The organism is Pseudonocardia sp. OZ21, assembly GCF_059359135.1.
This window is the reverse complement of the sequence record NZ_JCADBN010000002.1, coordinates 614,124-636,404: the sequence shown is the minus strand read 5'-3', so window position 1 is coordinate 636,404 and position 22,281 is coordinate 614,124. Positions and strand designations below refer to the sequence as shown.

At 72.3% G+C, this 22,281-nt stretch carries 21 protein-coding genes; 10 read left to right on the top strand and 11 right to left on the bottom strand.

The window, feature by feature from the left end; all coding sequences use genetic code 11:
• Window positions 1-54: 54 nt before the first annotated feature.
• From AC5L35_RS06565 to AC5L35_RS06535, 7 genes are all read left to right on the top strand, one after another.
• Entirely contained in the window at window positions 55-1,119 is a 1,065-nt protein-coding gene (locus AC5L35_RS06565; RefSeq protein ID WP_495058641.1) for a 2,3-butanediol dehydrogenase, read from the top strand.
• Window positions 1,120-1,162: 43 nt separating this feature from the next.
• A complete protein-coding gene (locus tag AC5L35_RS06560) occupies window positions 1,163-2,140 on the top strand; it encodes a zinc-dependent alcohol dehydrogenase (protein ID WP_495058640.1) in 978 nt (325 codons plus the stop codon).
• Complete coding sequence (locus tag AC5L35_RS06555) at window positions 2,140-3,210, top strand: zinc-dependent alcohol dehydrogenase (protein ID WP_495058639.1); 1,071 nt, start codon at window positions 2,140-2,142, stop codon at window positions 3,208-3,210. Before AC5L35_RS06560 ends, AC5L35_RS06555 begins: the two co-directional genes overlap by 1 nt.
• A 186-nt stretch (window positions 3,211-3,396) precedes the next feature.
• On the top strand, window positions 3,397-4,470 hold the full coding sequence (locus AC5L35_RS06550) for an ABC transporter permease (RefSeq protein ID WP_495058638.1): 1,074 nt from the start codon (window positions 3,397-3,399) through the stop codon (window positions 4,468-4,470).
• Window positions 4,471-4,501: 31 nt separating this feature from the next.
• On the top strand, window positions 4,502-5,617 hold the full coding sequence (locus AC5L35_RS06545) for a substrate-binding domain-containing protein (RefSeq protein ID WP_495058637.1): 1,116 nt from the start codon (window positions 4,502-4,504) through the stop codon (window positions 5,615-5,617).
• A gap of 38 nt (window positions 5,618-5,655) precedes the next feature.
• The gene (locus AC5L35_RS06540) at window positions 5,656-8,160 is read left to right on the top strand and encodes an ATP-binding cassette domain-containing protein (RefSeq protein ID WP_495058636.1); all 2,505 of its coding nucleotides are present in this window, start codon (window positions 5,656-5,658) and stop codon (window positions 8,158-8,160) included.
• A 148-nt stretch (window positions 8,161-8,308) separates the two neighbouring features.
• Entirely contained in the window at window positions 8,309-9,958 is a 1,650-nt protein-coding gene (locus tag AC5L35_RS06535) for a helix-turn-helix domain-containing protein (protein ID WP_495058635.1), read from the top strand.
• A 23-nt stretch (window positions 9,959-9,981) separates the two neighbouring features.
• On the opposite strand, the gene AC5L35_RS06530 is transcribed toward AC5L35_RS06535, so the two are convergent.
• The 3 genes from AC5L35_RS06530 to AC5L35_RS06520 all read right to left on the bottom strand — a co-directional run bounded on the left by AC5L35_RS06530 (window position 9,982) and on the right by AC5L35_RS06520 (window position 13,804).
• Window positions 9,982-11,130, bottom strand: coding sequence for an acetate/propionate family kinase (locus AC5L35_RS06530; RefSeq protein WP_495058634.1), 1,149 nt, complete (start codon window positions 11,128-11,130; stop codon window positions 9,982-9,984).
• The gene (locus AC5L35_RS06525; protein ID WP_495058633.1) at window positions 11,118-13,514 is read right to left on the bottom strand and encodes a phosphoketolase family protein; all 2,397 of its coding nucleotides are present in this window, start codon (window positions 13,512-13,514) and stop codon (window positions 11,118-11,120) included. Before AC5L35_RS06525 ends, AC5L35_RS06530 begins: the two co-directional genes overlap by 13 nt.
• A 113-nt stretch (window positions 13,515-13,627) precedes the next feature.
• The gene (locus tag AC5L35_RS06520) at window positions 13,628-13,804 is read right to left on the bottom strand and encodes a hypothetical protein (RefSeq protein ID WP_495058632.1); all 177 of its coding nucleotides are present in this window, start codon (window positions 13,802-13,804) and stop codon (window positions 13,628-13,630) included.
• A gap of 258 nt (window positions 13,805-14,062) precedes the next feature.
• Between AC5L35_RS06520 and AC5L35_RS06515 the strand changes: the two genes are divergently transcribed.
• Window positions 14,063-14,365 carry an SHOCT domain-containing protein gene (locus AC5L35_RS06515; protein WP_495058631.1) on the top strand — a complete coding sequence of 101 codons (303 nt, stop codon included), beginning with the start codon at window positions 14,063-14,065 and terminating at the stop codon, window positions 14,363-14,365.
• Between the two features lie 86 nt (window positions 14,366-14,451).
• On the top strand, window positions 14,452-15,033 hold the full coding sequence (locus AC5L35_RS06510; RefSeq protein ID WP_495058630.1) for an Rv1733c family protein: 582 nt from the start codon (window positions 14,452-14,454) through the stop codon (window positions 15,031-15,033).
• Between the two features lie 13 nt (window positions 15,034-15,046).
• Here the strand turns inward: AC5L35_RS06510 and AC5L35_RS06505 are convergent, their stop codons facing one another.
• The 8 genes from AC5L35_RS06505 to AC5L35_RS06470 form a co-directional block, all read right to left on the bottom strand.
• Window positions 15,047-15,973: a universal stress protein gene (locus tag AC5L35_RS06505; protein WP_495058629.1), complete on the bottom strand. Its 927-nt coding sequence runs from the start codon at window positions 15,971-15,973 to the stop codon at window positions 15,047-15,049.
• Window positions 15,974-16,085: 112 nt separating this feature from the next.
• Entirely contained in the window at window positions 16,086-17,087 is a 1,002-nt protein-coding gene (locus AC5L35_RS06500; protein WP_495058701.1) for an Acg family FMN-binding oxidoreductase, read from the bottom strand.
• A gap of 107 nt (window positions 17,088-17,194) precedes the next feature.
• A complete protein-coding gene (locus AC5L35_RS06495; RefSeq protein ID WP_495058628.1) occupies window positions 17,195-17,845 on the bottom strand; it encodes a response regulator in 651 nt (216 codons plus the stop codon).
• A gap of 94 nt (window positions 17,846-17,939) precedes the next feature.
• Entirely contained in the window at window positions 17,940-18,407 is a 468-nt protein-coding gene (locus tag AC5L35_RS06490) for a pyridoxamine 5'-phosphate oxidase family protein (RefSeq protein ID WP_495058627.1), read from the bottom strand.
• A 94-nt stretch (window positions 18,408-18,501) separates the two neighbouring features.
• Window positions 18,502-18,972, bottom strand: a complete 471-nt coding sequence (locus tag AC5L35_RS06485; RefSeq protein ID WP_495058626.1) for a CBS domain-containing protein — start codon at window positions 18,970-18,972, stop codon at window positions 18,502-18,504.
• Between the two features lie 104 nt (window positions 18,973-19,076).
• Entirely contained in the window at window positions 19,077-19,352 is a 276-nt protein-coding gene (locus tag AC5L35_RS06480; protein ID WP_495058625.1) for a hypothetical protein, read from the bottom strand.
• Window positions 19,349-19,693 carry a hypothetical protein gene (locus tag AC5L35_RS06475; protein ID WP_495058624.1) on the bottom strand — a complete coding sequence of 115 codons (345 nt, stop codon included), beginning with the start codon at window positions 19,691-19,693 and terminating at the stop codon, window positions 19,349-19,351. The genes AC5L35_RS06480 and AC5L35_RS06475 overlap by 4 nt, the downstream gene beginning before the upstream one ends.
• Before the next feature lie 60 nt (window positions 19,694-19,753).
• Window positions 19,754-20,638 (bottom strand): universal stress protein, encoded by an 885-nt coding sequence (locus AC5L35_RS06470; protein ID WP_495058623.1) that lies wholly within the window; start codon window positions 20,636-20,638, stop codon window positions 19,754-19,756.
• A gap of 180 nt (window positions 20,639-20,818) precedes the next feature.
• On the opposite strand from AC5L35_RS06470, the gene AC5L35_RS06465 reads away from it, so the two are divergent.
• Entirely contained in the window at window positions 20,819-22,276 is a 1,458-nt protein-coding gene (locus AC5L35_RS06465; RefSeq protein ID WP_495058622.1) for a protein adenylyltransferase SelO, read from the top strand.
• Window positions 22,277-22,281 lie beyond the last annotated feature (5 nt).

The window sequence follows — 22,281 nt, the reverse complement described above, 5'->3', positions numbered from 1 at the left end:
CTGACGCACATCGTGTTGAACACCTTGACGGACCCGCCAACACAGGAGTTGACGATGCGAGCCGCCGTCTACTACGGCAAGAACGACGTCCGGGTCGAGGAGGTCGCCGAACCCGGACCGCTCGGCCCGGGACAGGTACGCCTGCGGCCCTACCTCTCCGGCATCTGCGGCACGGACCTGCACGAGTACGCGTCCGGTCCGATCGTCATCCCGACCGCTCCGCATCCGCTGACGGGCGCGGCCGCTCCGCAGGTGCTCGGCCACGAGTTCTCCGGTGAGGTGCTGGAGGTCGGCAGTGACGTGACCGGGGTGCGCGCCGGAGACCGCGTTGCCGTGATGCCGCTCATCTACTGTGGACGGTGCTACTACTGCCTGCGGGGGCTGAACCACCTCTGCAGCACGATGGGCTGCACGGGGCTCAGCTGGCAGGGCGGCGGCCTCAGTGAGCAGGTGGTGGTTCCCGGCCACCAGGTCTGCCCGCTCCCCGACTCGGTCGGTGACATCCAGGGTGCGCTGGTGGAACCGACCGCGGTGGCCGCCTACGGCGTGGACCGCACCGGGTTCGGCGCCGGTGACACGCTGCTCGTCACCGGCGCCGGACCGATCGGCGCACTGGCCACGCTGTACGCCCACGCCGGCGGCGCCTCCACCGTCATCGTCAGCGAGCCGAACGCGAGGCGCCGGGCACTGATCGAGGCCCTCGGGGTGGCGGTCGTGCTCGACCCGCTCGCCGACGACGTTCCGGATGCGGTGCGTGAGCTCACCGGCGGTGTCGGGGTGGACGTCGCCGCCGAGTGCTCCGGCTCGCAGGGCGGGCTGAGTGTCGCGCTGGCGAGCCTGCGCGCGCACGGCACGGCCACGCAGGTCGGGCTGCACGTTCGACCGGCGACGATCGACCCGATGGCACTGTCCAACCGGGACCTCTCGCTGATCGGCACCTGGTGCTATCCCGTGCACGACTTCCCCCGGATCACCGCGCTGATCGCGACCGGCAGGTTGCCGGTGGAGAAGGTGCTGACCGAGGTGATCAGCGTGGGCGACATCGTCGCCCGGGGATTCGACCGCCTGCTGGACCCGGACGGGGACGCCCAGAAGCTGCTGGTCCGGGTCGACTCGTGAAACACCTTCTGCCGCGGGCACCGGGGCACGGACTGGAGAACACATGAAGGCCTTGCGATTCGTCGGCGACTCCGCCGCTCGCGTCGAGGAGATCCCGGTGCCGGAGATCGGCCCGGACGAGGTGCTGGTGGCGGCGAGAACCGTGGGCGTCTGCCACTCGGACATCGAGTTGCTCGAGGGTCGCTACATCATCCCCTTCGAGTACCCGTTGATTCCGGGGCACGAATGGGCGGGCGAGATCGTGGCGGCCGGCTCGGCCGTCAGCGGTTTCCGGGAGCACGACCGGGTGGTCGGCGAGTGCGTGATCGGTGCCGACCACTTCGGGTTCAGCATCAGCGGCGCCGCCGCGGAGTACTTCGTGGCACGCCCGGAGTGGCTGCACCGCCTGCCCGACTCCATGAGCTGGACGCAGGGCGCGCTCGTGGAGCCGTTCAGCTGCGGGTACTACGCCACGCGCCGGGCGGGTGATCTCGACGCGAGCGACACGGTCGCGGTGCTGGGCGCGGGACCGATCGGCCTCGGTGTGGTGGCCGCGGCCGTGGGCCGTCGCGCGCGGGTGATCGTGGCCGAGCCGAATGCGGACCGGGCCGACCTGGCCCGGGGGCTCGGGGCCGAGGTGTGCCTGGACCCGACGGCGGACGGGTTCGTGGACGACGTCCTGGAGCACACCGACGGCCGCGGCGCGGACGTGGTGATCGAGGCCAGCGGGAAGCCGAGCGCCATGGCGGCCGCCCTGGAGATCGCCGCGTTCCGGGCCCGGCTGGTGAACGTCGGCATCGACGTCGGCGGGTCGGCTCCGGCGCGGCTCGGGCTGATCCAGTCGAAGGAACTGCAGGTGCGCGGCACCATCGGCTCGCCGGGGGTCTGGCCGCAGACACTGCGGTTCCTGGCCAGGACCAGCATCGACCTCTCTCCGCTCGTCACCACCAGCGTGGCGCTCGCCGAGGCGGACAAGGCCGTGGAGCTGGCCCGCACCGATCGTGACCAGGTGAAGGTGCACATCACGATGGAGCAGGCGTGATGGCCGCCGCGACCATGCGCGCCGCCGTCTACCACGGCGCCGAGGACGTGCGGATCGAGGAACGCGAGGTGCCGGTCGCCGGCCCGCACCAGGTGCTGGTCCGGGTCACGCGCTCGGGCATCTGCGGCACCGATGCCGGCGAGTACCAGCACGGCCCGGGCATGTTCCCCGTGCACCGCCGGCACCCGGCCAGCGGGCACCTCGGACCGATGGTGCTCGGCCACGAGTTCATCGGCGACGTGGTCGAGCACGGGGAAGGCGCCGAGTTCCTCGCCGGGCGCCGCGTCGCGACCGGTGCCGGCGTGTCCTGCGGTGACTGCGCCTGGTGCCTCGCCGGCCGGACCAACCTCTGTGCCCGCTACTGGACGCTCGGCCTCAACGCCGACGGCGGTCTCGCCGGGTACGCCGCGGTGCCTGCGTCGACCTGCGTGCCGATTCCGGACGCGTGCCCCGACGACGCCGCAGGGCTCGCGCAGCCGCTCGCGGTCGGCCTGCACGCCGCCCGCCGTGCGGATGTGGCACCGGGGCAGACGGTGGTGCTGGTCGGTGCGGGTGCGATCGGGTCGTTCATCCTCTGCGGGCTGGCCGAGAGCCGGCCGGGACGGATCATCGCGCTCGACGTGGACGACGCCCGGCTGACCACGGCCCGCGCGCTCGGCGCGACCGAGACCTACGACGTCTCCTCGCGCGACCCGGTGGATCTCGTGCGCGATGTGACCGGCGGCGAGGGTGCTCCGCTCGTGATCGAAGCCAGCGGAGTGTCCGGCGCGGCGCAGCGGGCCGTGCGGATGGCCGCCCGGGGTGGCCGGGTGCTGCTGGTCGGGCTCGCCCACGGCGCGCAGGACCTCGACCTCGCCGACGTGATCCTGCGGGAGGTCGACCTGCGCAGCACCGTCGCGCACGTGTGCGGTGAGGACATCCCGGCCGCACTGCGCCTGCTGACGGCCGACGGCATCGCCGACCACCTGTTGGAGCGCGTGATCGGCCTGGACGCGCTGGTGCCGGACGGGCTGGACGCACTGGTCGAACGCCGGGCCACCGGCAAGATCCTGGTGGACCCGTGGCGCTGAGGATCGGAGTTCCCGCCGGGCCGGATCCGGCCCGGCACCACTGATCGGCCACAGGTAGTTCTGCTAGTTCTGCCGCGCCTCGTCGTCGCGGCCGATCCACGGTGCCTGCCGTCCGGAACGTGCAGTCGTGCCATTCCTCCCGCGCTCGCTCGAGCCGGTTTCCTTGATTGTGGCGAGGAGTCACCTATGAGCGATACGGCAAAGCGCTCCATGCCGGCCACCGCCGTCGATCCCTCGCCCGCCGCCGGGTCGCCGGCGGTGACCGGCGGCATCGGCGGCCTGCTGCGGTCGGGCCGCGCCTCCCGCGGCCTGGTCACGATCCTGGGCGCGACGGTCGTGCTGTTCCTGGCCAGCCTCGTCGCCCAGCCGGACAGCCTCAGCCGCAGCTCGGTGCAGGGGATGCTGCCCTTCGCGGCGGTGCTGGCTGTCATCGCGCTGGGCCAGACCCTGGTGGTGCAGCAGGCCGGCATCGATCTCTCGGTGCCGGGCACGGTCTCGCTGGCGGTGATCCTGGTGACGCACGTCCCCGCCGGCGACAGCGGGAAGCTGCTGCCGGCGGTGCTGCTGGCTCTCCTGGCCGGACTGCTGGCCGGCCTGCTCAACGGGCTGGTGGTCAGCCGGTGGGGCATGCCCGCGATCGTGACCTCCCTCGGTACGAACGCGCTGCTCTACGCGGTGGTGCTGGGGGTGTCCGGGGGGTCGCCGACCAGCACCACCGACGCGATGCGCACGATCGCGACCGGGACCCTGCTCGGGCTGCCGCATGCGGTCTGGTTCGCGATCGTGCTCACCGCCGTGACCGGCTTCCTGGTCAAGCGGTCGGTGGCGGGCCGCCGTTTCGAGGCGGTCGGCGACAACCCGGTGGCAGCCGGCCTCGCCGGCCTGCGCGTCCGACGCCACCAGCTCGCGGCCTACGTCTGGGCGTCCCTGCTCTACACGGTCGCCGGCATCCTGCTCGCCGGGATCGTGTCCACGCCCAGCGCCTTCCAGGGCGACTCCCAGCTGCTGCCGTCGGTGGCCGCGGTGGTCCTCGGCGGTACGTCGCTGCTCGGCGGCAAGGGCAGCGCCGTCGCGGGCGCGATCGCCGCGCTGTTCCTCTCCCAGCTCAACCAGCTCGTGCTCACCCTCGACGTCAACCCCGCCACCGGCAACATCGTGCAGGCGCTGGCGCTGGCCGCCGGGGTGGCGATCTACACGATCAACTGGCCCGCCGTCCGTGCCCGGCTGCGTCGCGGCCGCCCCAGCAGCGCCGTGGCCTGACCACGGCCTCCCGAGATCGAGGAAGATCCCCATGTCCACCCAGATCGTGCGGCGAACGACGGTGGCCTGCCTGGGCGTGCTGGCCCTGACCCTGGCCGCGTGCTCGATCAACACGACCGGCCACCATCCGGCCCCGGCCGTGCCCGGGCGGCCGCTCAACTCCAGCGTGCCGTCGTGGTGCGGTCCGAACCCGATCTCCTTCGCGCTCGCCGACGGCTTCGGCGGCAACAACTGGCGCAAGGTGGCCCTCGGCGAGGCCAAGGCCGAGATCGCGAAGTGCCCGAGCGTGACGTCCTTCTCCTACACCGACGGCCAGAGCAACACCCAGAAGGCGGTCTCCGACATCCAGGGGCTGGTGGCGAAGGGCGCCCAGGCGTTGGCGGTCTTCCCGGACGCGGGGCAGGCGATGCTGCCCGCGCTGCGCAGCGCGTACCGCGCGGGAGTGATCACCGTGCCGTACCGGGTCAGCCCGGGCGGCCAGGCCGGCACCGACTACGACGCCTTCGTCGGCACCGACTTCCAGCAGGTCGGGGTGCTGTGGGCGCAGTGGCTGGTGAAGGCCCTGCACGGCAAGGGGAACGTGCTCAACCTGGGCGGCCCGTCCGCGAACTCGCAGAGCCTCGCGGAGTACCAGGGAATGCAGAGCGTGTTGACGAAGTACCCGGACATCCACTTCGTGGGCAGCACCCCCTACGAGGTGACGAACTGGGACGCCGCGCAGACCCAGCAGGTGATCACGGCGGCGCTGTCGAAGTACCCGGAGATCGACGCGATCACCACCGACTTCGGCTCGGCGCTCGCGAGCTCGTTCCCGGCCTTCGCGCAGGCCGGCAGGCAGATCCCGGCGATCGCCACCGAGGACGCCAACCAGCTGGCCTGCGACTGGCAGCAGCAGAAGGACGCCGGGCACGAGTTCCCGCTGTTCACGGTCTCCTCGCAGAACGCGATGCCCCGCCTGGCCGTCGACGTCGCGGTGGCGCGGGCCAGTGGCGGCGTGATCCCGCAGTCGACCGTGTACCCGCAGAGCGCGTTCGAGGACTCGATCTCCGGGATGCCGCATCCGGTCACCTGCGACGCAGCGCTGCCCATGGACGCCTTCGTGTCCAGCAGCCTCAGCGCGGCCGACCAGATCGCCGCACTCAAGTAATCCGACAGCTGGTTGCTGACCGACAGCGAGGAGCGGACATGCCGGCGACGACCCGGACCACCACCCCGGCCCTGAGCCTGACCGGGGTCTCCAAGAGCTACGGAGCGGTACGCGCGCTCACCGACGTCTCGCTCGATGCGCTCCCCGGGCGCGTGCACGCGCTGCTGGGCGAGAACGGCGCGGGCAAGTCCACGCTGATGGGGGTGGCCTCGGGTTCGGTGCAGCCCGACCACGGCGGCATAACCGTGCGCGGCGAGCAGGTGCCCGCCCTGACCGCCGATGCCGCCACCCGGATGGGCATCGCGATCGTGCACCAGCACCCGGCCGTCCTGCCGGACATGACGGTGGCCGAGAACATCCGGGTGGCGGTGCCGGCGGGACGGATGTCCGCGGGTGGGAGCACCCGGGCGTGGATGGCCGATCTCCTGCGCACCGTCGGCTCGACCGTGCGGCTGCACGACCGGGTGGACGCGCTCGGGGTGGCCCAGAAGCAGCTGCTGGAGGTGGCCAAGGCGGTCGCGCTGGAGCCGAAGGTGCTGATACTGGACGAACCGACGGCGCCGCTGGGCGCGGACCAGACGGAGATGCTGTTCGAGCAGGTCAGGCAGGCGACAGCCCGAGGGTGCGCGGTCGTCTACATCACCCACCGCATGGCCGAGGTCCGCCGGATCGCCGACGAGGTGACCGTGCTGCGCGACGGCACGGTCCGGGGCACCAGCCCCGTCGCCGACATCGACGACGACGCGTTGCTGCGGATGATCATCGGTCGCGAGCTCACCGCGGCCTTTCCTGCCAAGCACCCGCCATCGGACGACGCTCCCGAGGTGCTGGACGTGACGGGACTGTCGGGGGAGGGGTTCCACGACGCCTCGATGAGCGTGCGGCGCGGGGAGATCGTCGGCCTCGCCGGCATCGTCGGCAACGGGCAGAGCGAGTTCCTGCGTGCGCTCGCCGGGCTGGTGCGCAGCACCGGGCGCATCAGCCTCGACGGGCGGCCGATCGCGGGACGTGAGCTCGTCGACGCCACGGCGTACATGCCCGCCGACCGGCACGCCGAGGCCCTCATGACGACCATGTCGGTGCGGGAGAACACCGCCGTGAGCGCGTTGCCCCTACTGGCCACCGCCGGGGTGGTCGACCGCGAGCGGGAGCGGGCCGCCGTGGAGGACGAGGTGCGCAGGCTGGCGGTGAAGACGGCCTCCATCGACACCAACGTCATGGCGCTCTCCGGGGGCAACCAGCAGAAGGTGGTGCTGGCCCGGGCGCTCCTGGCCGATCCGAAGATCCTGCTGGCCGACGAGCCGACGCAGGGCGTTGACGTCGGCGCGCGGGCGGAGATCTACCAGATCATGCGGGACGTGGCCGCGTCCGGCGTGCCCGTCGTCGTGGTCTCCTCCGACGCCAAGGAGCTGGAGGGGCTGTGCGACCGGGTGGTCGTCTTCTCCCGGGGGCACGTGGTCGGCGAGCTCCTCGGGGACGAGGTCACCGAGGAGAACATCACCAGCACCGTGGTCGGCGCCGTCACCCTGCGCAGGCAGGAGGCCGAACCCGGTTCGGAGAGCGGGCGCGGTTCGCCGCTGCGACGCCTGGCCAAGGGCGACTACGCGCCGAGCGTCATCCTGGCGCTCGTCATCCTCGCGCTCGGGGCCTACACGTTCGCGCACAACTCGCGCTACCTCGCGCCGTTCAACGTGTCCTCGGTGCTCACCCTGCTCAGCGCACTGGCCTTCATCGCCATGGGGCAGACGGTGGTGATCATGACCGGCGGCATCGACCTCTCCCTCGGGCCGTTGGCCGGGCTCCTCGTGGTGATCGCGTCCTTCTTCCTCGTGGACGGCATGACCACCGGCACGATCGTCCTGGCGTTCGTGATCATGATCGCGGTGGCCGCGGCGAGCGGGCTGCTCAACGGCGTGCTGGTGCGCTACGGCGGGTTCACGTCGGTCGCCGCCACGCTCACCCTCTACATCGGGCTACAAGGAGTGTCGTTGCTGCTGCGCCCGTTCCAGGGCGGCTTCATCAGCACGGGGATCACCGACCTCATCACCGCCACCACCGGCGCCGTGCCACTCGCGTTCATCGCCGCCGTCGTGGTCGCCGTCGGCCTGGAACTCGCCCTGCGCCTCACGTCGTGGGGGCGCGGCCTGCGTGCTGTCGGCTCGCACGAGGACTCCGCCGGCCGGCTCGGCGTGAAGGTGAACCGCGCGCACGTGCTGGCCTACGTCGTCGCGGGCCTGCTCACCTTCCTCGGCGCGCTGCTGCTGATGGCCCAGATCGGCGTCGGCGACCCCACCCAGGGCGTGAGCTACACGCTCTCCAGCATCACCGCGGTGGTGCTGGGCGGGGCGAGCCTGCTGGGCGGGCGCGGCTCGTTCATCGGCACGCTGCTGGGAGCGGCCCTGATCCAGCAGGTGCTGAACGCGACGACGTTCCTCGACCTCGGCCAGTCCTGGCAGTACTTCTTCCAGGGCTTCCTCATCCTGGTCGCCGCCGCCGTCTACACACAGGCCCGCATGCGCTCCCGCCGCGGCGCCGGTCGCTGACCGCGAGGTCGCCGACACCCTCCCCACGGGCACCGTCGCCGGTCGGGTGACACCCGAATCGGCCACGGGGATCGGCGGTGCGCGCCGACTACTGTCGATGCAGCGTCCTTGCCGACATACGGTGAAAGCCGACCCGGAGGGGGTAGCGATGGAGGAGCCGTCCGATCTCGGAGAGCTGGTGCGCGCCTCCCGCCACAACGCCGGTCTGACTCTCGAAGATCTGGCGGTGCGTTCCGGTGTGAGCGTGCGGGCGATCAGTGACATGGAACGCGGGCACAGCAGGAACCCCCACGCGCGCACGGTCACGGCGCTCGCCGACGCGCTCGGCGTTCCCGGCGACGAGCGGAAGCTGCTGCTGGCCGCCGCCAGGGGAGGGGGCCGCGTCCGGCCATCACCGGCCCCGTTGTGTGAGCTCCCCCCGGACATCCCGGACTTCACCGGACGCTCTTCGGCGCTCGCCATCGTCACCTCGGCCCTGGCGGAGGGCCGCGGCCGTTCGGCTCCGGTCGTGATCGCCGGGGCGGCCGGCATCGGCAAGACGGCGCTGGCGGTGCGCAGCGCCTACGCCTCGCGCGACGAGTTCCCCGACGGGCGGCTGTTCTGCGACCTGCGCGGCAGCGACAGCGAACCACTCGACCCCTACGTGGTGCAGTTGCGCCTGATGCGCGCGGTCGGCGTCGACATCGACCGGATCCCCGCGCACCACACCGACCGCGGCCAGCTGCTGCGGCGCACCCTCAGCGAACGGAAGATGCTGCTGCTCCTCGACAACGCTGCGGACGAGGCCCAGGTGCGGGGGCTGCTGCCCGGGCCGGGCGGGACCGTGGCGCTCATCACGAGCAGGCGCAAGCTCGGCGGCCTCGATCGCGCCCGGCGCCTCGCGCTCTGTCCGCTCAGCGACGTGGACGCTGCCGAGATGCTGCGCGCCGTCATCGAGCCCGACGGTGGTGCGCGCCCCGAACCCGAGCTCGTGCGTTCGGTCGCCCGGCTGTGCGGCAACGATCCACTCGCGCTGCGGATCGCGGGCAACCGCCTGCTCAGCAGGCCCGGCTGGACCATCGAGACCCTGGCTCGCCTGCTGGCCGACGAGGAAAACCGGCTCGACCACCTGTCCGCCGGGGACCTGCAGATCCGCACCGCCTTCTCCGTGTCCTACGGCCAGCTCGACCCGACGACCCGCCTCGTCTTCCGCCGGCTCGCACTGGTGCCCGGGCCCGACGCGGGAGTCACCCTGGCCTCGGTGCTGACCGAACTGCCGGTCCACGAGGTCGGCAAGCGCCTCGACGATCTCGTCGAGCTCGGCCTGCTCATGTCGGTCACCGACCAGCGCGCCGGGTTCCACGACCTCATCCGGCTGTTCGCGCACGAGCAGCTGATGGCCGAGGACAGCCGTGCGGACGTCGAGGCGGCCCGCCGGCGGCTCGTCGCCTGGCTCCTCGCGACGGCCCGTAGCGCCGGCAGCTGGTTCCAGCCCTGCCGGCAGGTCGCCGGTGACCCGCCCGACCCGCGGATCGAGTTTCAGGAACTGATCTCCGCGCAGCGCTGGTTGGAGGCCGAGGGCGAGAACTGGCTCGGCGCGCTGCGGCTGGCCGGCGAGATCGGCGACCACTCCACGATCGTGCGCACCGTCGAGGCGCTGCAGCCGTTCTCGCGCATGTGGGTCAGCTGGCGGTACTGGCCGGAGGTCTTCCGGCTCTCGGTATCGGCGGCCGACGCGCTCGGGGATCGGGCGCTGTCGGAAAGGCACAGCCGGTACCGCGACCGAGCAGAGGTGGCCATGCGGGCCGAGGCGACCTGAGGCGGTCGACCTGCGGCGGGCGCCTACGGCGCACGCTGGAATGCCGGCTGCGGGCGCGCGCCGAGCAGGTGACGTACCTGCTCGGCGATCACCAGGTCCTCCCGGGTGTGCACCACCAGCGTGCGGGCCCTGCTTCCGGGCACGCCGATGTCGGTCTCGGCCTCCGCCTGCGCCGAGTCGTTGGTCCCGGGGTCGACCGCGAGCCCGAGGAAGCCCAGCCCGTCCACCGCTCGGCCGCGCAGCTCCGCGGCGTGCTCACCGACGCCGCCGCTGAAGACCAGCACGTCGAGTCCGCCGAGAGCCGCCGCCATGGCCGCGATCCCGGCCCGCAGGCGGTGCAGCCACACGTCCACGGCCAGTACCGCGTCCGGCTGCCCGATCCGGGCTGCCGCCAGTACGGCGCGCATGTCGGCGGAGCCGGCCAGTCCCACGAGACCGGAGTCGCGTTGCAGGGCGGTGTCCACCTCGGTCGCGGTGAGCTCCGTGGTCTCGACCAGCCACAGGGGAACCGCGGGGTCGAGGTCGCCGCTGCGGCTCGCCATCACGAGCCCGGCGGTCGGGGTGAATCCCATCGTGGTGTCGACCGAGTGCGGCTGATCGGCCACCCACTCGACGGCACACAGCGACGCCCCCGAACCGAGGTGGGCGACCACCGTGCGCAGTCCCGGCCCGGCGAGCGCGGCCACCCGCCGGGCGGCCCACTCGTGCGCCAGTCCGTGGAAGCCGTACCGGCGCACCCCGAACTCGGTACGCCACCGCTCCGGCACGGCGTAGGTGGATGCGGCGGCGGGCAGGGTGGCGTGGAAGGCCGTGTCGAAGCAGGCGACCGCGGGGACATCGGGCAGGGCGGCTCGGGTGGCGCGCATCGCGGCGAGCGCGGGTGGCTGGTGCAGCGGGGCGAGCGCGGTCAGCCGGTCCAGCTCGTCGAGCACCGCGTCGTCCACCCGCACCGGCCCGCTGAAGACCTGGCCGCCGTGCACCACGCGGTGCCCGACGGCGTCGATCGTGCCCAGCTCGCCGATCGCGTCCTCGAGCGCGCCCGGCTGCGGGCGCCCGCGATCGGCGGGCAGGTCGACACGGTGCAGGAGCGTGTCGTCGGCGCCGAGCAGCCGGACCTTCACGGTGCTCGAACCCGCATTGACCACGAGGACCCGCACGGTCAGCCCGTCCACACCCAGTCGCGCACGTCCGGGGCGTCCTCGCCCGTCCGGCGCGTGTGGGCCCGGCAGCGCATCCGCTCGTCGAACATGTGCTGGCGCAGCGCTGCGTGCCGGACGCCCAGGTCGGGCACGCGGTCGATCACGTCGGCCACGAGGTGGAACCGGTCGAGGTCGTTGAGCATCAGCATGTCGAACGGGGTGGTGGTGGTCCCCTCCTCCTTGTAGCCGCGCACGTGCAGGTCGTCGTGGTTGTGGCGCCGGTAGGTGAGGCGGTGGATCAGCCACGGGTAGCCGTGGAAGGCGAAGATCACCGGGGTGCCGGGCGGGAAGAGCGCGTCGTACTCCCGGTCGGGCAGGCCGTGTGGGTGCTCGGTGGGGTTCTGCAACCGCATCAGGTCCACCACGTTGATCACCCGTACCCGCAGCTCGGGCAGGTGCCGGCGCAGCAGGGTCACCGCGGCGAGGGTCTCCAGGGTCGGGACGTCGCCGCAGCAGGCCAGCACGACGTCGGGCACCGTTCCGGCGTCGTTGCTCGCCCACTCCCAGAGCCCGATCCCGCGGCTCGCGTGTGCCAGCGCGGCGTCGGGGTCGAGCCACTGCGGCGCGGGCTGCTTACCGGCGACGACGACGTTGATCTGGTCGCGGCTGCGCAGGCAGTGGTCCATCACCGACAGCAGGGTGTTGGCGTCCGGGGGGAGGTAGACGCGGACGATCTCGGACTTCTTGTTAACGACGTGGTCGATGAAGCCCGGGTCCTGATGGGAGAAGCCGTTGTGGTCCTGGCGCCAGACGTGGCTGGTGAGCAGGTAGTTCAGCGACGCGATCGGACGCCGCCAGGGGATCGACCGGCTCACCTTGATCCACTTTGCGTGCTGGTTGAGCATCGAGTCGATGATGTGGATGAACGCCTCGTAGCAGGTGAAGACCCCGTGCCTGCCGGTGAGCAGGTAGCCCTCCAACCAGCCCTCGCTCAGATGCTCCGAGAGCACCTCGAGCACCCGTCCGCGGGGGCTCTGGTGCTCGTCGGTCGGCAGCAGCTCGCCCTCGAACTGGCGGTCGGTCACCTCGAACACGTCCTGCAGCCGGTTCGACGCCACCTCGTCCGGGCCGACCAGCCGGAAGTTCGACGGGTTGGCGCGCATGACGTCGCGCACCCAGCCGCCGAGCAGGCGGGTCGCCTCTGCTGTGGCGCCGCCGGGCTCCGGCACGTCCACCATGTGCTCGCGGAAGTCGGGCAGCCGCAGTGGCTGCAGCAGCTCGCCGCCGTTGGCGTGCGGGCTGGCGCTCATGCGTCGCTCGCCGGTCGGGGCCAGCGCCCGCAGCTCCGGGACGGGACCGCCCTCGGCGTCGAAGAGCTCCTGCGGCCGGTAGGAGCGCATCCACTCCTCCAGCTGTGCCAGGTGCACGGGGTCCTCCCGCACCCGGGACAGCGGCACCTGGTGGGCCCGCCACGTCCCCTCGACCGGGAGACCGTCGACGACCGCCGGTCCGGTCCACCCCTTCGGGCTGCGCAGTACCAGCACCGGCCAGCGGGGCCGCTCGGTGAGCTCACCGCGCGCCGCGCGGGCGCGGATGTCGGCGATGGTGGCCATGATCCGGTCCATGGCCGTCGCCATCCGCGCGTGCACGGCCGGGTGGTCCTCGTCGGCGGCGACCTCGACGACGAACGGCTCGTGGCCGTAGCCCTCCAGCAGGGCGAGCAGCTCCCGCTCCGGGATGCGGGACAGCACCGTCGGGTTCGCGATCTTGTACCCGTTGAGGTGCAGGATCGGCAGTACGGTGCCGTCGGAGACCGGGTTGATGAACTTGTTGGCGTGCCAGGACGCGGCCAGCGGGCCCGTCTCCGCCTCGCCGTCGCCGATCACACACGCCACGAGCAGGTCCGGGTTGTCCAGCGCGGCCCCGTAGGCGTGCGCCAGCGAGTAGCCGAGCTCGCCACCCTCATGGATCGACCCCGGCGTTTCCGGTGCCGCGTGACTCGGGATGCCCCCGGGGAAGGAGAACTGCCGGAACAGCCTGCCCATGCCGGCCGCGTCGCGGGAGACGTCGGGGAAGCGCTCGGAGTAGGTGCCCTCCAGCCACGCCGTGGCCACCACCGCGGGACCGCCGTGGCCGGGCCCCGTCACGAACAGCGTGTCGATGCCGCGTCGCTTGATCACACGGTTGAGGTGGGCCCACAGGAACGTCAGCCCGGGCGTCGTCCCCCAGTGCCCGAGCAGCCGGGGCTTGATGTCCTCCGGCCGCAGCGGGTGCGTCAGCAGCGGGTTGTCCAGCAGATAGATCTGGCCGACTGCGAGGTAGTTCGCAGCACGCCACCAGGCGTCGAGGCGATCGAGCTCGCCGTCGTCGGACCGGCTCGCGACCGCGGAGTAGGTCCCGCCTGCTGTGACCGTCATGGGCTGGCTCCTGAGACTCGGGATGTCGTGGGGCTCGGAAGCCAGCCAAGACCAGGGAGTACCCGCCGAGAAGGGCCCAACGTCCCGTCCTCGGCCCCGGAACCTCCCGGCCGCTACGTCGACCCGGTGGTTCGAGCCGTCCCGATACGGACCCTGCTGTTGTCGTGGACGTCGCCCGCCGCGGTCGCGGTGCCTATCCGCACGCCGCTGTGGTCACGAACAGCGCCGCTCTCCGTCGCGGTGCCGATCCAGATCCCGCTGTGGTCGTACACGTTCCGAACCGAGGCCATGGCGCTCTCCTCTGACGAGGTACTCCGGTGCCCGGATCGTCGACCGCCCGAGTCGGTGGAAGAAGAGGCCGAATGCCCTACCCGTCCGGGACCCTCGGCTCCGGCTGCCCGGACAGCCCCGAGGCCCCATCGGCGAGTCCCGGGTGAGTCGGGACCTCCGCCGACCGTGACGGGCCGTCGTGCCCTGATCACCGCGTGGTGGCCCGGAACAGAATCTGCTGGTCAGTCCCGGTGCCGCAGCGACGCGAGGAGGATCCGATGATGTACTGGTGGGGCAACCAGATGACCGTGTGGGGCTGGGTGCTGATGTCCGTGAGCTCGATCGCCATCTGGGCGTTGGTGATCGCCGCGATCGTCGCTCTGGTCCGCTACACGCGGACCGGCGGCACGGACCGCCGGCCTGAGCAGTCCGCACGCCCCAGCCCGCAACAGCTGCTCGCCGAGCGGTACGCCCGCGGAGAGATCGACGAGACGGAGTATCTGCGGCGGCTGGACACCCTCGAGGGAGCGGCCGTGAAGCCCTTCGGTGTGAGCGGACCGGTGGGCGGAACCAGGGACTGAAGCCCCGGTCAACCAGGGCCGCGAGTCGGTGCCGTTCGGCCCGTCTGGCGAGCAACCTCGAGTCACGATTCGAGGAGGTGGGGGCGATGGACGCGCAGCACCCCGCTCGCCGTTCCCCCAGGACGCAGCGACTGCCTCGGCGCGGCACCGATCGTGTGGAGGACGTGGCGGCCTGGAGCCTCATGGCGGCGGCGATGGTCCTGATCGTCGTGGCCTGGGTGACCGGGCTCGCGGTTCACAACCAGCAGAGCGAGCGCGCTCTGGCGGAGAGCGCAGGCAGGACCGAGGTCCGCGCCGTACTGCTGGAGGATGCGCAGGCGGTGCGGGGGGAGCGCGGTGAGTACGTCCCCGTGCAGGTGCCGGTCAACTGGACGGACCGCGGGGGCGCGAAGCACACCGGTGCTGTTGTCGTCAGCAGTTCCGCCCCTGCGGGAGAGCAGCTCGACGTCTGGGTGGACTCGTCCGGGGCGATCGTCCCGGCCCCGACCCGACCCGAGAACGCTGTGGTGGCCGGGGTGCTGGCCGCCGTCGGAATCCTGCTCGGGGGCGGCACTGCCCTCCTCGTCGGCTGGTACACCGTGCGCAATCTCGTGGCGGCCTGCAACTCCCGTCGCTGGGAGCGGGAGTGGGCGGGCGTGGAGCCGATCTGGCGCCGCGACTGGCTCTGACGGCTCGGCAGTGTCACCAGAGCTGGCTGCGGTCGTGGGGGTCGAGGCCTGCGCTGCGGGTGACCGTTGCCTGCTCCGCGCCGGCGCCGAGCTCGGGTTCCTCTGGGAGGTGGACGTGGGGGCTCACGACGGTGACGGGCACCGTGCAGCGGCGGAGGACCTGCCGACTGGTGGATCCGAAGAGAGCGCGTGCCGGCGCGGTGCGTCCGCGGGTGCCCAGGACGACCATGCGGGCCCGGACCGCGGCGGCGAGCAGCGCCGGGGTCGGTGGTCCGGGCGCGATCTGCAGGTCCACCGGGACGTCGGGGTAGCGGTCGGCCCAGGAGGTGAGCTGGTCGGCGAGGCTGTCCTGCGCGGCGGGATCCGTGTCGTAACGTGGGCCGCGGGCGTGCAGGACGAGGAGCCGGTCGCGGTGGCGCCGCGCCTCGCTGAACGCGACGTCGAGCACGGCCTTGTCGATGGTGGGCTCGTCGACCCCGGCGAGCAGCGGGCGTCCGTCCGTCTGCTGGAGCCGGCCGCGGACGACGGTGACGGGGCAGCGTGCGCTGCCGCTGACCTCGAGGGCGACGGACCCGATGAGGATCTCGTGCGGGCGTTCTCCGCCACCCATGCCGAGGACGAGGAGACGGGCGTTCTCGGCGGCGTCGAGCAGGGCGTCGACCGGTGGTTGGTCCGTGCTGTGGGTCGAGCTGCGCAGTTCGGGTTCGGCGCGGCGGGCGACGGTGAAGGCGCGGGCCAGGATGTCGCGCGCGCGTCGCACCGCCGGCGCGTCGTGGCCTGCTGCGTAGGGGGCCGCGTGCACGATGCGCAGCGGGAGGTGGCGGAGCCGGGCCTCGGCAGCGGCCCAGCGGACGGCATCCAGGGCGATGTGGGTGCCGTCGACCCCGACGACCACCGCAGGTTCGTCGACTGTGGGAGCGCTGTGCTCCAGGGCGTTCATCGCGGTCACCTCGTTGTCGCCTGCTGTCCGTGCCGGAAAGCGTGCAGTACGGGTCCCGTGGGCGGCAGGACCGCTCGACCCCGATCCGGGGGCACAGAGACCCGGACCCTGGTCACGGCTGGCTGCTCTCCGGGTCGAGCACGTCGGAGACTTCCCGGCGGGGTGTGGCGGTGACGGGATATCCGCGCCCGATCCGCAGAACGGCCTGCGGCGGACGCGTCTCACCGATGAGACTGCGCAGCTCCTCCCGGGTCTGCCGCACCTCCACGACGTGGGACAGGAAGGAGACGGCGAGTCCTTCCGCGGTGGCGGTGAGCAGGACCCGTTCCAGCGCCAGCCCGGCGTGGACGTCCCCCGGGGCGCCACTGAGCTGGGCGGTCAGCACCGCGAGCAACGGCTCGGTCTCGAAGTCCTTGCCGGGCGGCCGGGCCGGACCGGTGCCGCCCCGGAAGTCGCGCAGCACCCACCGGTCCTGGGGTTCCGAGAGCGGACCGCCTGCTGTGGCAGGGACCCCGTCGCGGCGTCCGGGCGGGGACGCCGTCCACCGCTCCAGCTCGGCTCGGAAATCCGGGTCCGCCAGCTGGGCTCGGTACGCCCGGACCGATATCTGCTGCAGCCGGGTCCTGTCGCCCGGCTCGTCCACGACGTGCAGCAGACCGTTCTCCTCGCTCGCCGCGCAGCCGAGTGCGTACAACGCGGGTGGGGGCACCGGCTCGTCGCTGAACGGGTGCCGGTTCGTCCGGCGTAAGGGAACGGCGCGCAGCAGCCGCAGCTGTTCGGGGGTGGCGGCCTTCGGCCCCCCGTGACGTACGACGGCGAGGAGGTCGGGTCGTGCGGCGTCCGGGAGGATCGTGACGATCGGTCGGATGCCGTGGCCGTGCAGCGCGAGCCGCAGGTTGAACAGTGCCGCCCCGCACGCCATGCGCAGCTCGCGATCGTCGGGGTCGGCCTGTGGGACCCGGCGTTCCGGGTCGGCGTGCAGCTCGATGAGGTCGGGGGTCACCCGGAAACGCCAGGGCTGGCTGTTGTGCAGCGATGGCGCCCGGCCTGCTGTCGCCAGCACGTCCTCGATCTGCGCGGGGGTCAGTCCGAGCGCACCCGGGATCTCAGTCATCGTGGTCACGCCCGCGGATTCGACGAGGGCCGGCCCGAGCCGGCTGTACGAGGACCGAGACTGCCGCCACCCGTCGGTGCCCGCTACGGCCGAAGGACCTGGTCGGGTCAGCTGCCTTCGCCGCGGCGGAGGTCCGCGGCGTAGACGGCCGCTTCGGTGCGGCGGGCGAAGCCGAGTTTGTGCAGGAGCGAGGAGACATAGTTCTTCACGGTCTTCTCGGCGAGGAACATCTCGGCGCCGATCTGGCGATTGGTGAGGCCGTCGGCGATGAGGGCGAGGATGCGTCGCTCCTGGGGGCTGAGTGTGCTGTAGCGGGGGTCGGTGGGTTGGTTGCCGGTGCGGAGGCGCTCGAGGACGGTGGCGGTGGCCTTGGGATCGAGGAGTGAGCCGCCGGTGGCGACGGTGCGGACCGCGGCGATGAGGTTGATGCCGGTGACCTGTTTGAGGAGGTACCCCGACGCCCCGGCCATGATCGCGCCGAAGAGGGCTTCGTCGTCGGAGTACGAGGTGAGCATCAGGCAGGCGGGGGGCGGGGTGAGAGCGGAGCGCACGTCGCGGCAGACGGTGACGCCGTCGCTGTCGGGGAGGCGGACGTCGAGGATGGCGACGTCGGGCCGTAGGGCCGGTATGCGGGCCATGGCTTGGGCGGCGGTGCCCCCCTCGCCGATGACCTGGATGTCGTCCTCGGACTCGAGCAGCTGAGAGATGCCGCGGCGGACGATCTCGTGATCGTCGAGCAGGAACACGGAGATGGTCACGGGCCGGCCTCTCATCGCTGGTTCACCGGACAGTACTGCCGCCCGACCGGGCACTCCGCCCGCGAACGACCCGGAACACCGGGCCGAACGGCCCTCACCCGGGTCCCGGGGATGTGTGATGTCGCTGGAACTGGCTGGTGGGGAGCAGCCGGCGACCGGTGAGGTGCTGCAGGGGAACGGCGACGACATGGCCCGTGCGGCCCGGCACCCACGGCTTCCGCATGGTGGCGTCGAGTGCGGCCAGGCGCGCGGGATCGACCACCTCGTACGCGTGGCCGACGCCGAGGACGCTCCAGCCGGTGTGTGTCACGGGATCGAGGTCGTCGGCCTGGAAACCGACGACGGTGCGGTGGGTGGCGGCGAACGTCCGCCCGTCGGCGGTGCGGAAGAGGACCTCCTCACCGTCGAGGAGGTAGTTCACCGGATGGGCGGCGGGCATCGCGGCCTCGGTGAAGACGATCCGGCCGATAACGCCCGTGGCGAGCAGCCTCAGGCATTCCTTGCGGTCGAGCTCCACGGGTTCCGCTGCGCCGGCCGAACCATCGAGGTTCGACGGGGTCATGTCGTCAGCCTCGGGGCCCCCCGTCCGTCCGGATAGGGCCGGACGCCCTCCAACGGAGCCCATCAGACCTCGATGCGCACCACGTCGGGGACGGTCACGGTCGTGCGCCGGAATGGTCGCCGGCCGGGGAGGTTACCGAGGCGAGCGAGCGGACGATGTCCGTCGCCGTGACGATCCCGACGAGCCGGCCGTCGTCGATGACCAGGACGGCGTCCGCGTGCTCGGTCTGCATCCGGCGAGCCGCGTCGGAGCGGCGAGCCGTCACGGGCAGCGGTTCGACCGGCCGCGTCAGCTCCTCGACGTGCACGGCCGCCCGTACACCCGGCGAGCCGGATCCGCGCGCGACGAAGCGGGCGACGTCGACCTCGAGGACCACGCCCCGGCACCCTTCACCCTCCAGTACCGGCAGGTGACGCACGCCGGTCGTGGCCATCAGGCGCAGGGCGGTCGACAGGGGGGCGTCCGCGGTGATCCCGATCATGTGCGTGGTCATCAGCGCGGTGATGGGCGGGTCCTCGTCCACCGTCTCCGGCGGTGCCGCCAGGTGTTCCGGTCCAGTGCTCATGGTGCGTGCTCCTCCGTCCGGGCCGGGATCGATCCTCGACCGGCCCGGCAGGCTGCGCCACGGGGCGGAGGGCCCGTTGATCCCTGCCGGAGGTCCCACGCGGCTCAGTCGAACCAGCGCCTGCCGTGCCCGGTGAGGACGCTGCCGAACTGCAGTTCGGGGAAGTGCGCGCCTGCGCCGAGCGTCGTGGGGTCCTCCAGCTCCCGGAACAGCCGCTCCCGGACGCGCTGCGCGAGAGCGGGGTCGACGTCGCCGATGGACTGCCACGTCGGTTCGTCGAGCTGGACCGGGCAGATGATGGCGTCCCCGAGCAGGAACGCCCGCTGACCACCGGAGGCGATGATCACGCTGAGATGCCCGGGAGTGTGCCCCGGAGTCATGGTGAGCGTGACTCCGGGCGCGATCGTGGAGTCGTGGTCGACCGCGCGCAGCCGGTCGCCGCCGGAGCCACGCCGGCGGCCCGCAGCCCCACCAGCAGCTGCCCCCCGACGAGCAGGCGGCGGGGGCCGTAGTCGCGCAGGTGCGGGCCCATCCCGCAGTCGACGAGGATCGTCCGGTCGCCCGTACGCACCAGGAAGCAGCCGATCGGCAGGAAGGCGAACCCGTCGCTGCCGAAGAGGTCCTCGTGGCCCTCGGCGCGGACGTGGTCGCCGAAGTACTCGGGAGACGCCCGGAACGTCCCGTCGGCGAGGGGGTGCACGTGGATGTCACCGATCAGCATGCGGTACTCGTGCCCCGGCTGGGTCTCACCAAACCGCCCGGTCCGTACGAGGCCGGCGCGTCAGTCGAGCTCGGGGCGGACGACGGCAACCGGGCACGGTGCGTGGTGCAGCACCGCGTGGCTCACCGAGCCGAGCACCAGGCCCGTGAAGCCACCCCGCCCGCGTGAGCCGACGACGACGAGTTGCGCGCCGGTGCACTGCCCGAGGAGCGCATGGGCCGGCCGGTCCTTGACCACGGCCCGGCGGACCTCGACGTGCGGGTACTTCTCGGCCCACCCCGCCAGTTGGTCGGCCAGCAACCGGCACTCGTCGACCTCGACCGCCTCCCAGTCCACCAGCTGCCACACCGCCGCGTCGGCGACGTAGTCCATCCAGGCGTGCACCGCCACCAGCGGCACCTGCCGGACAGCCGCCGCCTCGAAGGCGAAGGCCAGCGCCGCCTCGCTCGTCGGGGAACCGTCCACCCCCACGACGACGGGACCCCGGGGCGACGGCAGCTCACCGCGCACCACCACCACCGGGCAGGCGGCGTGGGCGGCCAGTGCCACGGCGACCGAACCGATGAGGAGACCGGTGAACCCACCCAGTCCGCGGTCCCCGACCACGACCAGTGCGGCACGCTGCGACTCCGCGGTGAGCACGGGGATCGGGAAGCCGTCGACCACCTCGTCGGTGATCTCGACGCCGGGTGCGGCCTCCGCGGCTGCCGCAGCCGCCTCCGCGACCTCCGCGCGGGTGCTCTCCAGCATCACCGTCCGGTAGCCCGCGCCCAGGCCGGGATCGCCGATGTGCCCCGAGGCCCGCCAGCCGAAGGCACTGACCAGCCGAAGCCCCGTCCTGCGGCGCTCGGCCTCCCGGGCTGCCCACCGCGCGGCCTCGAGAGCTGCCACCGAGCCGTCGATACCGACCACGACCGGCGATCCCCACGCCTGCGCGTTCTCCATCGCTCCTCCTCGTTCCGGTGTGCTCCCAGACTGGGCGGGAGGCGATCCCACCGGGAGCGGTCGGTGGTCCCGCCCGGACAGGGCGTTGGGCCCGATCTCGACCGTGCCGTCGTCGCACCACCACGCCGGGAGGTCCCGTGAACCGGACGTAGTGCCCGCCGGGCCACGTAGCCTCGGGTCATGAGCGTCAACGTCCGGCCGCTGCTGGAGTTCGACCATTCCTACGCGCGCGAACTGCCGGACCTGTCCGTGCCGTGGACGGCGGCATCGGCGCCGGCGCCTGCCCTGCTGATGCTCAACGAGGAGCTGGCCGCCGAACTGGGTGTCGATGCCGAGGCGTTGCGGGCGCCGGCCGGTGTCGCATTGCTCGTCGGCACCGCGGTCCCGGACGGAGCGCGCCCCGTGGCACAGGCCTACGCCGGTCACCAGTTCGGCGGCTACGTGCCCCGGCTGGGAGACGGCAGGGCGCTGCTGCTCGGCGAACTGGTCGACGCCGGCGGGCGTCGACGCGACCTGCATCTGAAGGGCTCTGGTCGCACGCCGTTCGCCCGCGGAGGGGACGGGAAAGCGGCCGTCGGGCCGATGCTGCGGGAGTACGTGATGGGGGAGGCGATGCACGCGCTGGGCATCCCCACCAGCCGGGCGCTCGCGGTGGTGGCCACCGGCAGTGACGTCGTCCGCGAGACCGTGCTGCCCGGCGCGGTGCTCGCGCGGGTCGCGGCGAGCCACCTGCGGGTCGGGACGTTCCAGTACGCGGCGGCCACCGGCGACCCGGCGCTCGTGCGGAAGCTGGCCGACTACGCGATCGCGCGGCACCATCCCGACGTCGCCGGGGCGGACAACCCCTACCTGGAGTTCTACCGGCGTGTGATCGACGCCCAGGCGTCGCTCGTCGCCGGCTGGATGCTCGTCGGGTTCGTGCACGGCGTCATGAACACGGACAACACGACGATCTCCGGGGAGACCATCGACTACGGCCCCTGCGCGTTCATGGACACCTACGACCCTGCCACGGTCTTCAGCTCGATCGATCATCGCGGCCGGTACGCCTACGGCAACCAGCCCGCCATCGCCCAGTGGAACCTGGCGCGGCTGGGCGAGGCCCTGGTGCCACTGATCCACGAGGACACCGATGCGGCGGTCGAGGCCGCTACCGAAGCGGTGATCTCGTTCGCCGAGCGCTACGAGGGGTACTGGACGAGCGGGATGGCCGCGAAGCTCGGTCTCGAGGCACCGGACCTCCCCCTGATCCAGGACCTGCTGACGCTGCTGCACGACCAGAACGTGGACTTCACGACGTTCTTCCGGGCACTGTCGTCGCACCTGCGGGGACGTCCGGCGCGCTCCCTGTTCAGCGAGCCGGACGTGTTCGACGCGTGGGATGCGCGCTGGCAGGCCCGGCTACCCCGGGACGGCGCCACCGTGGCGGCGGCCATGGACCGGGTCAACCCCGTCTACATCCCGCGGAACCACCTGGTGGAGGAGGCGTTGACCGCCGCCACCGGCGGCGACATGGCGCCGTTCCGCCGCCTCGTCGGGGTGGTTGCCGATCCGTTCGTCGAGCGTCCTGGTCTGGAGCGCTACGCCGAGCCGGCGCCCCTGGGCTGCGGCCCCCACGTCACCTACTGCGGAACCTAGTTCCC

What these genes read in the sequence shown, in the direction of transcription:
- AC5L35_RS06560 (WP_495058640.1), top strand. Translation starts at nt 1,163, where the DNA reads ATGAAGGCCTTGCGATTCGTCGGCGACTCCGCCGCTCGCGTCGAGGAG.
- AC5L35_RS06555 (WP_495058639.1), top strand. Translation starts at nt 2,140, where the DNA reads ATGGCCGCCGCGACCATGCGCGCCGCCGTCTACCACGGCGCCGAGGAC.
- AC5L35_RS06515 (WP_495058631.1), top strand. Translation starts at nt 14,063, where the DNA reads ATGATGTACTGGTGGGGCAACCAGATGACCGTGTGGGGCTGGGTGCTG.
- AC5L35_RS06510 (WP_495058630.1), top strand. Translation starts at nt 14,452, where the DNA reads ATGGACGCGCAGCACCCCGCTCGCCGTTCCCCCAGGACGCAGCGACTG.
- AC5L35_RS06485 (WP_495058626.1), bottom strand. Translation starts at nt 18,972, where the DNA reads ATGAGCACTGGACCGGAACACCTGGCGGCACCGCCGGAGACGGTGGAC.
- AC5L35_RS06490 (WP_495058627.1), bottom strand. Translation starts at nt 18,407, where the DNA reads ATGACCCCGTCGAACCTCGATGGTTCGGCCGGCGCAGCGGAACCCGTG.
- AC5L35_RS06500 (WP_495058701.1), bottom strand. Translation starts at nt 17,087, where the DNA reads ATGACTGAGATCCCGGGTGCGCTCGGACTGACCCCCGCGCAGATCGAG.
- AC5L35_RS06475 (WP_495058624.1), bottom strand. Translation starts at nt 19,693, where the DNA reads ATGCTGATCGGTGACATCCACGTGCACCCCCTCGCCGACGGGACGTTC.
- AC5L35_RS06540 (WP_495058636.1), top strand. Translation starts at nt 5,656, where the DNA reads ATGCCGGCGACGACCCGGACCACCACCCCGGCCCTGAGCCTGACCGGG.
- AC5L35_RS06480 (WP_495058625.1), bottom strand. Translation starts at nt 19,352, where the DNA reads ATGACTCCGGGGCACACTCCCGGGCATCTCAGCGTGATCATCGCCTCC.
- AC5L35_RS06545 (WP_495058637.1), top strand. Translation starts at nt 4,502, where the DNA reads ATGTCCACCCAGATCGTGCGGCGAACGACGGTGGCCTGCCTGGGCGTG.
- AC5L35_RS06550 (WP_495058638.1), top strand. Translation starts at nt 3,397, where the DNA reads ATGAGCGATACGGCAAAGCGCTCCATGCCGGCCACCGCCGTCGATCCC.
- AC5L35_RS06525 (WP_495058633.1), bottom strand. Translation starts at nt 13,514, where the DNA reads ATGACGGTCACAGCAGGCGGGACCTACTCCGCGGTCGCGAGCCGGTCC.
- AC5L35_RS06520 (WP_495058632.1), bottom strand. Translation starts at nt 13,804, where the DNA reads ATGGCCTCGGTTCGGAACGTGTACGACCACAGCGGGATCTGGATCGGC.
- AC5L35_RS06470 (WP_495058623.1), bottom strand. Translation starts at nt 20,638, where the DNA reads ATGGAGAACGCGCAGGCGTGGGGATCGCCGGTCGTGGTCGGTATCGAC.
- AC5L35_RS06465 (WP_495058622.1), top strand. Translation starts at nt 20,819, where the DNA reads ATGAGCGTCAACGTCCGGCCGCTGCTGGAGTTCGACCATTCCTACGCG.
- AC5L35_RS06565 (WP_495058641.1), top strand. Translation starts at nt 55, where the DNA reads ATGCGAGCCGCCGTCTACTACGGCAAGAACGACGTCCGGGTCGAGGAG.
- AC5L35_RS06535 (WP_495058635.1), top strand. Translation starts at nt 8,309, where the DNA reads ATGGAGGAGCCGTCCGATCTCGGAGAGCTGGTGCGCGCCTCCCGCCAC.
- AC5L35_RS06505 (WP_495058629.1), bottom strand. Translation starts at nt 15,973, where the DNA reads ATGAACGCCCTGGAGCACAGCGCTCCCACAGTCGACGAACCTGCGGTG.